Annotated in this window: 8 protein-coding genes, 2 tRNA genes and 1 riboswitch; of the genes, 2 read left to right on the top strand and 8 right to left on the bottom strand. The window is 36.6% G+C overall.

The genetic code is table 11. The annotated features are described in order from the left end of the window. The 8 genes from NQ163_RS09215 to mutS form a co-directional block, all read right to left on the bottom strand. Entirely contained in the window at positions 1–1,047 is a 1,047-nt protein-coding gene (locus NQ163_RS09215; protein WP_268190056.1) for a FecCD family ABC transporter permease, read from the bottom strand. Continuing rightward, a complete protein-coding gene (locus NQ163_RS09210) occupies positions 1,044–2,165 on the bottom strand; it encodes an ABC transporter substrate-binding protein (protein ID WP_268190055.1) in 1,122 nt (373 codons plus the stop codon). The genes NQ163_RS09215 and NQ163_RS09210 overlap by 4 nt, the downstream gene beginning before the upstream one ends. Before the next feature lie 10 nt (positions 2,166–2,175). Further along, positions 2,176–3,051, bottom strand: a complete 876-nt coding sequence (locus NQ163_RS09205; protein ID WP_268190054.1) for a sirohydrochlorin cobaltochelatase — start codon at positions 3,049–3,051, stop codon at positions 2,176–2,178. A gap of 4 nt (positions 3,052–3,055) precedes the next feature. Continuing rightward, positions 3,056–4,534 carry a PepSY domain-containing protein gene (locus NQ163_RS09200; RefSeq protein ID WP_268190053.1) on the bottom strand — a complete coding sequence of 493 codons (1,479 nt, stop codon included), beginning with the start codon at positions 4,532–4,534 and terminating at the stop codon, positions 3,056–3,058. 2 nt (positions 4,535–4,536) lie between these two features. Next, positions 4,537–6,720 carry a TonB-dependent receptor gene (locus NQ163_RS09195; protein ID WP_268190052.1) on the bottom strand — a complete coding sequence of 728 codons (2,184 nt, stop codon included), beginning with the start codon at positions 6,718–6,720 and terminating at the stop codon, positions 4,537–4,539. 115 nt (positions 6,721–6,835) lie between these two features. After that, positions 6,836–7,053: riboswitch (cobalamin riboswitch) on the bottom strand. Positions 7,054–7,143: 90 nt separating this feature from the next. Then, positions 7,144–7,230, bottom strand: a tRNA-Leu gene (locus NQ163_RS09190). A gap of 16 nt (positions 7,231–7,246) precedes the next feature. Further along, positions 7,247–7,319, bottom strand: a tRNA-Gly gene (locus NQ163_RS09185). Between the two features lie 327 nt (positions 7,320–7,646). Continuing rightward, the gene (gene mutS / locus NQ163_RS09180; protein ID WP_268190051.1) at positions 7,647–10,262 is read right to left on the bottom strand and encodes a DNA mismatch repair protein MutS; all 2,616 of its coding nucleotides are present in this window, start codon (positions 10,260–10,262) and stop codon (positions 7,647–7,649) included. 184 nt (positions 10,263–10,446) lie between these two features. Here mutS and NQ163_RS09175 point away from each other — a divergent pair, with 184 nt between their 5' ends. Continuing rightward, positions 10,447–11,781 carry a saccharopine dehydrogenase family protein gene (locus tag NQ163_RS09175; protein WP_268190050.1) on the top strand — a complete coding sequence of 445 codons (1,335 nt, stop codon included), beginning with the start codon at positions 10,447–10,449 and terminating at the stop codon, positions 11,779–11,781. Positions 11,782–11,901: 120 nt separating this feature from the next. Further along, positions 11,902–12,645 carry a hypothetical protein gene (locus tag NQ163_RS09170; protein WP_268190049.1) on the top strand — a complete coding sequence of 248 codons (744 nt, stop codon included), beginning with the start codon at positions 11,902–11,904 and terminating at the stop codon, positions 12,643–12,645. Positions 12,646–12,650 lie beyond the last annotated feature (5 nt).

The following is a 12,650-nucleotide window of genomic DNA, read 5'->3' as shown; positions in this document are numbered from 1 at the left end:
CTACTCCAATCGATTTTCTTTTCTACGCTTCCAAATTACCCAAATCACAACTGGTGCTCCAATAAATGCAGTTACCGAGTTGATAGGCATTTCCTGCTCCATTCCTGGCATTCGTGCCAATAGATTACACAATAAGGCTGTTGCTGCTCCCAGCAAAGCTGCATTCAATATCAAGTAAAAGTGGTTTGATGTTTTCGATAACAATTTGGCCAAATGCGGCACTGCAACTCCTATAAAAATAATGGGACCACAAAATGAAGTAACAATGGCTGTTAAAAATCCCGAGAAGGCAATAATTAAAAAGCGTGCCCTTTTGATATTCAATCCCAGGTTTGAGGCATAACGATCTCCCAAAGCCAATAGGTTTAAGGACTTGCTTAAAAATGTTGCCAAAACAGAAGGAATTACTGTAATTAAACCAAACATCATTGCACGCTCGCTTGCCAAACGGCTAAAACTACCTAAACCCCAAATCACATAATTGTATACATCTTCTTCAGGACTATAGAATTTCAGCAAACTTACCAATGAACTGCTTAAGTATCCAATCATCACACCAATAATCAGGACACTTAAAGTTCCTCCAATACGATGCGATATAAAAAGGATCAAAGCCAAAACCAAGGCCGCTCCAATTAAGGATGAAAAAACAACTGCAAAATCTCCCCAAGCCCCCAGACTGGTAAAAGTAAATCCCAAAATATTTCCGGTAAATAGCATTACAAAAGCAACACCAAGACTCGAACCTGATGAAATTCCCAAAACCGACGGGCCGGCAAGCGGATTTCGAAACAAAGTTTGCATCAACAAACCTGCTACTCCCAAGGCCATACCTGCACCCAGAGAAACTATAGTTTGGGGCAATCTTGTTTTAAGAATGATGTTTTCATAAATTCTGTTTACCTCTTCTCCTGTAAACAAAATTGCTTTAATCTCCGACAGTGGGATATGTATGGATCCCAACACCAGGTTCAATAAAACAAGAAAAACCAGCAACAGTGTTGCCAGTGTAATTACAATTGATATTCTTCCTAATTTATGGATCATTTCAGCCTTTCGTAAAAATAAGGTTTATGCTCCGGCAATAATTCCGGATGAAAAAAATGAATGTAATCTGCCAATAAAACATCAGGTTTCATACCTGCCTGTTCGTAGTATGGCTTTTCACGAATGTTGCACAAAATTACATTCTTATTCTGAAATGCATCAAAATCCATATATCTTGGATCCTGATCGCCCAAATCTTTCAGGCTTAAACCTGATTTTTCGGGATGAATAATTCTCCAAAAATCACAATCGGAAGCCTTACTATAAATGGTTTCAAAATCTACAGGGTAAGCTCCTTGCTTATTATCCTTAATGATGTAATCAGCTCCTGCATCGCGAAAATAATGAGCGTAAAAACTATTTCCTCCCGGAACATACCAACTTCCCGATCTCATTTTTCCTGAGAAGACTGTTGGTCGCTTTTCAACATTCGAGGCAATTTTTTTTAGGTTTTGATATCGAGATTCAATTCCATTAAAGATAGCATCTGCTTTCTCTTCCTGCCCCACAAAAAGTGCAAGCATTTTAATCCATTCTGCACGTCCCAATGGTGTTTCCTCGTTATAGGCAGCCATTGGCACCAAAGGAATTCCAAGGTTTCTCAACACATCGAAACCTCCAACTTTAAACGGAGATACAAATATTACATCCGGATCGAGAGCAGCCAGCATTTCAAGGTTAAAGTTTCCTTCTTTTCCAATTCTTTTCACCTTTCCAGCTTCAACCAAGGCTTTCATTCCTTCGTGTCGCAGGTATCGACTGCTGTTTATGGCTACGATATCATCAATATCATCCAAGGCAAAAAAGTAACTTAACTGCGTACTCGACAAACAAACAATTCTTTTACAAGGAACCGGAATACCATTTGGAAGGTCTTTTGCCTTTGCTTTATTCTTCACAAGACTGAAGGTATCAAAAACACCATCTTCTCCTTTTTTATGAATCTTTACAAGTGTCTTGTCACCATGCTTTTCAATCTTGAATTCTTTAGCATGCTTTAATGATATCTCAATGACTTCATCTTGTTGGTTTTCTTTTGTTGCATTTGATGACTTGTTATTGCAAGCATTCAGAAACAAGCTTAAACTTATAGTCAGAAGAAAAATAATCTTTTTCATGATTCAGATTTTAACGAATTCCTAGCTCTTGACAAATTGCTTTCAAATGTTCAACCCAAATTCCAACAACAGAATCATATTCAGCCAAACCTATCATTGCAACTTCTGTTTTAAACCCTTCCTTCTCAAGATTGATTTTCCAACTGTCCTCCTCGTTTCCTGCCATATCATTTCGCGCATGATCACCAGCTACCGACATAAAAGGAGTTAATATTACCTTTTTAATTCCATTCGATTTTAACTGAGGAAGAATAGCATCCAACAAAGGAAATCCTTCTACCGTACCTACAAAGTATTGATCTGATTTTTGCTTTAAATAGTATTCAAATCCAGGATAATAAATATTCGACTGGTGATGTGAACCATGTCCCATAAACAGAACTGCTGTTTTAGAATTCAATTTATTTTTAAACTGTTGGTGAAGGGCATCCGCCAATTGCATCTGATCATGATCTAAAAATAGCAATGGAGCTCCTATCTCAGTTACTTTAATTCCTTTAGGCATTCCATTAAAGGCTTCAACTGTATGCTTCAAATTATCGTACTCTTCGCCAGGAATGATATGTAAGGATTGAACCGCAACATGAGTAAATCCATCCTCTCCCATTTTAGCCAATGCTTCAGCAGGAGAATCAATATTTTCACCTCTTTTCTTCAAAATCTTTCTAACGATTTTGGAAGTATAAGCCCATCGAATCTCCACATTGGGAAACTCGGCTTTTACAATTTTATCAATATTCTCGAATGCCACTCTGGTCTCAGGATAGCTACTTCCAAATGTTACCAAAAGAATGCCTTTTTTGTCCTCCGCTTTTTTATGCGCATATGTCATTTGCACATTCAATATCAACAAGAAAAATATACTTAAATGCAATATTCGTTTCATAGTGCTATAATTTTTTAGTTTTAATTAGTTTGTTGTAATTTCTTTTAAACCATTTAAAAGAAAGCCTCATTCCTGTAATGCTAACTGCTAAACCAATTAGCGATAAGAGAACCAAAAGAGTTTTTCGTATCGTGTCATTTTGCTTTAGTATGGCCAAATCCAATGTGTGAAAAAAGCGATACAGCCAACGACGCAATCGAGTATTTTTTGTTAATTTTTTAACGCGTTCTCCACTTGCCGGATCAATATACAGCCAGGTATTAAGCGCATCAGAAAGTTCTATTTTATAGGCCGAAGTCGGTAAATAATACATCGCTGACCCAGAATAATAATTGTCGTAACCTTTCTGCTCAACTACAGAGAATTTAGTATCCTTAAATTTCTCTTCAGACTGTTGTTTGATATCCGCTAAACTAAATTTCTTTTGTGGAATCACTTTACCATCATCTAAAGTGTAAATCTCAGATTTTTGATAATCGTCGTAATAAACTCTGAATTGAGGAGTATTTAAAACGGTTTTCCACTCAATTTTGCGAACTCCTTCCTTATTGTCTAGAGCTGTAAAAATTTCCTTTGGTACTATATTTTTATGACCCGATAATTCTAACTTTTGATTCCATTCAATGTCAACCTTCTCTTTAGAATTTACACCAACCATCCAGTCGGGGATTGAAGTAACAGAAACCAATCCACTCAAAATAAAAGTGAACACAAATATACCAAAGAAAAAACCTGTTAGGTGATGCCACTTGTACCAAAACTTCTTGTATGGACTGATTCCCTTTTCTTTTCTCTTTCGAAGTCGAACCAATCCAGCATAAATGCCTGTTACAGACATTAAAATTCCTAATGAGGATAGAATGATAATGACCAATCTCCATGTATCTTTCGCCAAGCGAAGTTTTTTAAAGTAAATCCAATGCGGAATTGCTCCAAAACACGCACTCCATCTGGCTCTTCTGTTAGTTTCCTGTACAATCTCACCTGTTTTTTCTGAAATGTATAAAACAGTGTGAGCCGGGTCATTCATTTTGCATTTGTACAATGGCAATAAAGCTCGATAGTAAGACCATGGCATCCAATCATCCAATTCATTCATCTTTTCTATTTCCTTTACAGGATATCCGTTAAAAGATGAGCTTAGCTTTTTGGCATGATTTTCATCAAAAGAAGCGAGCTGCTTTAAACTTATGGCATCATAAGTTTTTTGGGATTTTCGGCCTGATTTAACTCTATAAACAGGTTTTCCATCGCACAATTCCAATGTAACTTTACCATTGAAAGATTTTGGAGGCGCTTGTAAATTCTCAAAATCCTGTTTATGAAACTCGGTAAGATGTAAAAATCGATCTTTGCGAGAAGCATGAGGAAAACCATCGAAAATAAGAACGATTCCGGAAATAAACCAAACCACAAACATCAGGCTCAGTAATGAACCTGATATGTTGTGGATTTGAATGAGATATTTATTTAATCTTTTCAAAACTATTGAGCAAAATTGATTTTAATACCAGCGAAAAAAGTACGTCCCGGATTAATGGTTCCATAATGAGAGCCATAAGGACTATCATCTACATAGTCGAAAATGTTATCAACCCCAAGTTGAGCTTCTAAAATGAACGAACCCAAGTTTAAAAACTTGTGATTGGTGGTTAATTTCCACAAATCGTATCCTTTGGCATTATCTTCTCCATTGTCATATGATTTTTCATCCTGAATACGTCCCAAAATTGTTGTATTAAAGGAATAGTTCTTCCATGAACGATCATAAGCCAAACGAACATTTCCATAGTTTTCAGCAACTCCATCTAATTTTTCTCTTGTAGTTTCATCTTTGGCATCAACATAGCTGTACCCACCCCCAAGTGTAAAACCTGCTCCTAATTTTGCGTTCAGTAAGAAATCAATCCCTTGCGATTTCGATTCCTCAACATTGTAATGTTTTCGTCTTTTTTTAATGCCATTATCAGCATCTCCAGGTTCAAGATCAATGGTTTCATAGGCAATCAAATCATCTACATTATTAATGTATCCTGTAATGCTTGCAGTTAGAAAATCATTATGAAACTCTATGCCCAAAGAAGAATATTGTGATTTCTGAGGATCCAGCTTTTCATTACCCAAATAAAGAGTTCCTCTTTTTTCGTAGGCATAATACAATTCTTTTACTGTTGGGGCTTTAAAACCATATCCATAAGTTCCTCGGAAATTAAAATGGTCCAGTTTGTACAGTAAGGATACTTTTGGAGTAAAAGCGCTACCAAACTCATTATGCTTTACGTAACGGGCTCCTGCTACCAACTGAAATCTTTCCAGGAATTTGATTTCTTCCTGTGCATACAAAGCAATTGTTTTAGCATCAGCCTTTCCATTTACCAATCGATCTTCCGAAACCATTTTCTCTTTCAGATAATCAGCACCAAGAGTAAGCGTGTTACTCTTAGAAATGGCATTCACATACTTCATTCTAAAATTGATCATTCTTTGATCATTCTGAATGTCTTTATCGCTTTTCTTGTAACTCTTGAACTCTTGATTGTATCGATAATAGTATCTGTATTGATCAAAGTTATAATCAACAGATACGTAATCTTTCTTATTCAATAAGTACTTGGCTCCTGCTTCAAAAGATTTATCGGTATAGAAATAACCATATTTATAGATAGAAATAGGCCTTTTTACATGTTTTTTGAAAAATGAATTTCCGGCATATACTTCCAATCTTTTAGTGGCACGAAACTTTAAAGTTTGAGCAAATGTAAAGTCATTGTACTCGTACTGCGCTCTTTTATCTGTTTCAATCAATTCATCATCATCTATTTCAAAAGGACTTAATTTCCATCCATCACTTCTTTTGTGATTAAAGTTTCCATTCCATGAGAACTTACCCAGGTTCAGATCAACCGTATTGCTTTGTTGATAAGTTCTGTACTCACGAATACGACTGGTATTGGATATATTTATTTTTTGCTTTGATTTTTTGGTAATGATATTCACAACACCCGCAATCGCATCCGATCCATAAAGCAGAGATGATGCACCTTTTAAAACTTCAATGCGCTCCACATCATCAGGATTAATTCTATTTAGGTCGGTATTTCCACCAACATCTCCATACATGCGTTTGCCATCAACAAGAACCAGAATAAAATCGTTACCCAAACCATTAATGGTCATCATACCTCCCATGGTTCCCGGATTAAAATCGAATGATGGGCTCACACTCATCATCAGCTCATTAAAATCAGAAGCTCCTGTGTTTGCAATCGCTTTTTTACCTATCAATTCAGTTTGAACCGGAGCTGTTTTTAAATGGTGAGCCGTACCTGTTCCGGTTACAACAATTTCTCCCAATTGACTTTTGGATTCCACCATTGCAAAGTTTAGAACATTAATCCCTTCTTTAATGGTAATTTTCTGCTTTTGACGGCTATAGCCCGAAAAGGATACAACCAAATCGTAATCACCCGGCGATAAATTTTTAATCTTGTATTCACCTTTGTTGTTGGTTGCTGTACCTGTAGTAGTGCCTGAAAAATATACACTGGCACCTGGCATAGCTTGTTGGTTGCTTTTTTGGGTTACCACGCCTTTTAGCACAGCATTCTGTGCATTAACGAAAGTCACTGACATTAGTAGCATAATAGCTACAACATAAATCTTTTGCATAGCAAGATATTAAAACATTAATAACTTCACTTTGCAATCCTTAATAACGACGAGAATAATTCAGAACATTAAAACCAATAAGTCCCAAACACAAACTTCTGTCCCGGAAGCAAAATGTTTAATCACTGTGATGGCAGGTCTTCTGACTTATCCTGATTTTTATGCCTTCCCATTCAATCTAAAACCGAACAGTGGCTGTAGTATAAAAACCGCGATCCCAAAACTTTGGAACCAGACTTACAGCAGCGGGAACTGTTGCAGATTTTCACTGCATTCCCTTTTAATCCTATTGCACAAGAAGATGCAACCAGAACCATTACTGTCGCAAAAGTATATATTATTTTTTTACTGACAAGTGTGCTATTGAGCAGGAAAGTTTATTGCATAAAAAAAGCCGTTTCATTTCTGAAACGGCTTTTACCCTGGTACCCGGGGCGGGACTTGAACCCGCACGGCCGTGAAGCCACTGGATTTTAAGTCCAGCGTGTCTACCAATTCCACCACCCGGGCATCCTTATTGGATTTGAGCGAGAAACGAGACTCGAACTCGCGACCCTAACCTTGGCAAGGTTATGCTCTACCAACTGAGCTATTCTCGCATTTTGCTTTTTAAAAGTGAACCGTTGTTCTCTCAATTGCGATGCAAATATATGCGTATTTTTTTATTCTGCAAAAGAAAAAAATACAATTATCTCATTTTTTTTTGATCAGCTTAAAAGCTTCCAACGCTACAGTATTTCTGACTTATTGAAATTCAGACAATAGGCATAAAAAGCCTTTAAAAATGGGGATCTCACTTTTTTTTATTTTTTTTTATAAACTTGAGATCAAATAAAAATATTGTCACAGTTTGAACTGATTTTTTAAAGTAAATTTCGAATAAATCTGACTTTCTGTGGTGGATACTTTTAATTGAGTTCAGCTTATTACAATCCTGAGATCTTTTTTATCTCATTTAATTTGTTCAAAGCCTCAATCGGAGTAAGATTATTTACATCCAAATCCGATATTTCTTCACGAATTTGTTCCAATACCGGATCATCAAGCTGGAAAAAACTCATTTGGTAACCTTCTCTTTGTTGTGCAATATCACCAACAGGTTTTGCCAAGGACTCTCCATTCTTGTTTCCTTCCAACTGAATTAGAATTTCATCAGCACGTTTCACTACCGATTTAGGCATACCAGCCATTCTTGCCACATGAATCCCAAAACTGTGATTTGAACCTCCAGGAACCAATTTCCTTAAGAAAATCACCTTATTGTTGACCTCCTTCACCGAAACATTGTAATTTTTTACCCTATTAAATGATTTCTCCATCTCATTCAATTCGTGGTAATGGGTTGCAAATAGAGTTTTAGCCTTCGCTTTTGCATTTTCATGGATATACTCCACAATTGACCATGCTATGGAAATACCATCATAAGTACTGGTACCACGTCCCAATTCATCCAAAAGAATCAAGCTTCGCGATGATAGGTTATTTAAAATGCTGGCAGCCTCATTCATCTCTACCATGAAAGTTGATTCCCCCAAAGAGATGTTATCCGAAGCTCCTACACGTGTAAATATCTTGTCAACATATCCTATTTTTGCTGATTTGGCCGGAACAAAACTACCAATTTGTGCCATCAGAACAATTAATGCAGTTTGCCTTAACAAGGCAGATTTCCCAGCCATATTCGGACCTGTAATAATAATTACCTGCTGGCTTTCATTGTCAAGATAAACATCATTGGCAATGTACTGCTCATCAATTGGCAATTGCTTTTCGATTACCGGATGTCTTCCTTGTTTAATATCTATTACCGATGAATCATTAATTTCCGGACAAGAATAATGATTGTCTCTTGCCAATCGCGCAAAGGACAATAAACAATCCAAGCGACCAATCATTGCCGCATTTAACTGAATGGAAGAAATGTAATCGGCTATACTTAAAACCAATTCGTTATAAAGTCTGGTTTCCAGAGCTAATATTTTCTCTTCAGCACCAAGAATTTTCTCTTCATACTCTTTTAATTCCTGAGTAATATAACGCTCAGCACTCACCAAAGTCTGTTTTCTTATCCATTCTTCAGGAACTTTATCCTTATGCGTATTTCTTACCTCAATATAGTATCCAAACACATTATTGAAACCTATTTTTAAGGAAGGAATTCCTGTTCTCTCACTCTCGCGAACCTGCATTTGCACCAGGTAATCTTTACCTGAGAATGCAATTTTTCTTAGCTCATCCAACTCTTCAGAAACACCATCGGCTATTACGCCACCTTTGCTCACCATATTTGGAGGATCAGCCTTTATCTCCTTCTCAATTTTCTCACGAACACTAATGCATGGGTTCAACTGCTCTCCAATTTTTAGCAGGCCAGCATTTCCGGAGTTCAAACAGAAACTCTTGATTGGTTCAATGGCTAACAGAGCATTTTTTAACTGAACCACTTCGCGAGGACTCACTCTTGCCACAGCCACTTTGGAAATAATTCTTTCCAAATCTCCAATTTGCCTGATTTCATCCTCAACACTAAAGGCTTCATTGTCCTTTTCGTAGAAATATTTCACTACATCCAATCGGGTATTGATACGAGCTGTATCTTTTAATGGCAAAGCAATCCAACGTTTCAGCAAACGAGAACCCATTGGACTCAAAGTTTTGTCCATGATCTGAGAAAGTGTATGCGCTCCATCATTTAAAGCCCCAAATAGTTCAAGGTTTCGAACCGTGAATTTATCCAACCACACATATCTGTCTTCCTCAATTCTGGAAAGCTGAGTCACATGTCCGGCCTGGCTGTGTTTGGTAATATCCAGATAATGTAAAACCGCACCCGAAGCAATGATTCCACTTCTTAAGTTTTGCACTCCAAAACCTTTTAGCGATGTGGTTTCAAAGTGTCTTAACAATCGATCATTAGCTGCACTTTCGGTAAACACCCAATCATCCATTGTGAAAGTATAGAATTTACCACCAAACAATTCATGAAAGACTTTCTCTTTGCCTTTTTGATATAGTACTTCCTTGGGTTGAAAATTCCCAAGCAATTTATCGATGTATTCAAAATTTCCTTCAGCAGTTAAAAACTCACCTGTCGATGCATCTAAAAAAGCAATCCCAGCAGTTTTCTTCTCCAAATGCACACAGGCCAAAAAATTATTTTCTCTATGCTCAAGTACATTATCATTATAGGAAACACCAGGAGTTACCAACTCGATAATTCCTCTTTTTACAAGTTTTTTGGTCTTTTTAGGATCTTCCAATTGCTCACAAATGGCAACGCGCATTCCTGCTCGAACCAATTTTGGCAAATAAGTATCTATCGCATGATGTGGAAATCCGGCAAGTTCAACATATGAGGCCGAACCATTGGCACGCTTGGTTAAAGTAATCCCTAAAATCTCCGATGCGCGAATCGCATCATTCTCAAATGTCTCGTAAAAATCGCCCACTCTAAATAACAATATTGCATCAGGGTGCTTTTCTTTCATCTGATAATATTGTTTCATTAATGGTGTTTCGACAGCTTTCTTCTGTTTTGCCAAGGGAATTCTATTTTGTGTGTTTGGTAATCTATTCTTTATCTCGAACAAATATACTCATTCCATAAGAAAGTAATTGAGAGAATTTATGATTCAACAAAAGAAAAAAAGCTAAAATCTCATGGGATTTCAATATACAATGTTGTAAATTTAAACTGATCGCATCTAAAATTTGACACTTATAATCATGACTAATATTCTTATTATTGGAGCCGGTCTTTCATCAACAGATCTAATTCAGTATTTGTTAAAACACTCAGATAAATACAATTGGAAAATAAATGTTGGTGATATGTCTCTCGAACTTGCCCAGCAAAAAGTTGGAAATCATCCTAATGGATCAGCATTCCGATTTAATCTAAAAGATTTGGAACAAAGAGCTTCTGAAATTTCTGAAGCAGATATTGTTATCAGTATGGTTCCTGCGTCTATGCATATTATTGTTGCTCGAGAATGTTTACAGCATAAAAAACACATGCTTACTCCATCCTATGTAAGTCAGGAGATGATGGACTTACATGAAGAAGCAAAAGAACTTGGCTTGTGTTTTTTAAATGAACTCGGTGTTGATCCTGGAATCGATCATATGTCGGCAATGCAGGTTATTGATCGCATAAAAGCTGAAGGTGGAAAGCTATTATCTTTTAAATCGTTCTGTGGAGGATTGGTTGCTCCTGCTTGTGATGACAATCCCTGGCATTACAAGTTTTCCTGGAATCCCAGAAATGTTGTAGTTGCCGGACAGGGAACGGCACAATTTAAAGAAAACGGACATTACAAATACGTTCCGTACAACAATCTTTTCCATAAGTTAACCAAGACCAATGTTAACGGATATGGTGAGTTCGAAGTTTATCCAAACCGAGATTCATTGCAATATTGTGAGTTGTACGATATAGAAAATATTCCAACCATTATGCGTGGAACCATGAGACGTCCGGGATATGCAGAAGCCTGGAACATTCTGGTTCGTTTGGGTTGCACCGATGATTCGTATGTAATGAAAGATTCGCACAAGTTATCGAATATGGATTTTATAAAAAGTTTCCTACCCGAAAATGGATCATCTACAAAAGAAAGCCTGGCAAATTTCGTTGATATCGATTCCAATTCACAAATCATGGAGAAATTAAACTGGCTGGGATTATTCTCAAACGAGGTAATGGAAATTAAAGAAGCTACTCCTGCTTTTTTCCTTCAAAAAATTCTGGAAAAAAAATGGGTTTTAGGTGATAAAGATCGTGATTTATTGGTCATGCAACACCAATTTGAATATGAAAACACTGGCATGAAGAAAAGGATCATCTCCTCGATGACTTATGAGGGTAAAGATCGTGAACATACAGCAATGTCTTATACCGTTGGAACTCCCCTGGCCATTGCAACCAAGCTATTGGCAACTGGAAAAATTAACTTGATCGGAGTTCACATTCCAACCTTGCCGGAACTTTACGAACCCATTTTAAAAGAATTGAAAGAATTAGGAGTTCAATTTATAGAAGAAGAAAGTATTATCCAGTGATCAGTGAACAATGATCAGTAAACAGTTACCAAATGGGTAGCTGTTTTTTTATTTCTAAGAATGATGATAATCTCGATACTAAAACTTAGTTTTGTTAGCATTCAAGTTTAATCATCTGATATGATCAAGAAAAATACATTACTGATTTTTATAGCAATAATACTACAAGCCTGTGCAGGATCGAAACCATTCACTGCATATTGGAATGCGAAGACGAGTACTCAAACCAACAAATTCTCCGAGAAGGAGGCATTGTATTATCAGCCTGCAGATCAAATTTCAGTAAAAGTTTTTAACAACAACGAGTTTATCGATATTTTTCTTGAAACCAATTCCCCGGGAACACTCAAAAAAATATACAATCTAGGATTAAGCCTATGGATCGATCCAGTCGGAAAATCGAAAAGGGTTTTTGCCATTAATTATCCAATGCCTGCAGAAATACCTTATACCGACAATCAATTTAAATCCTACTTGGAAAGATTCAGTAGAGTGGAGTTTCAGGAAGAATTAATTGATCGATTTCAGACTTACGAATTGATTGACACAAGAATCAATGAGAGTGTTTTAACCTCCACTACTGTAAAAGAAGAGAAAGTTAAAGTTCAACTAAAAACTGTCGATCAGATCCTGTTTAGTTATCATGTGCAGATTCCAACGAAAGTGTTATATCCTGATAATGCAGAAGCCAAAGAAATTAGCATTGGCATAAACAGCATAAACGTTGCCAATAAACAATACTATTCAGCGATGAGTAGCAAGGAGGTAATTCAAAAAAATCTGGATGAATTAAAAGTAGGAGCTTACCAAAACAAATACGAATTGGAAGAATGGTGGGTAAATTTTACTCTTGCTAACGAATAAGTTTA

This window comes from Marinifilum sp. D737, from assembly GCF_026672275.1.
GTDB lineage: Bacteria > Bacteroidota > Bacteroidia > Bacteroidales > Marinifilaceae > Marinifilum.
Note: the sequence above shows the minus strand (reverse complement) of the source record. Positions and strands in the feature narration are given on the sequence as shown.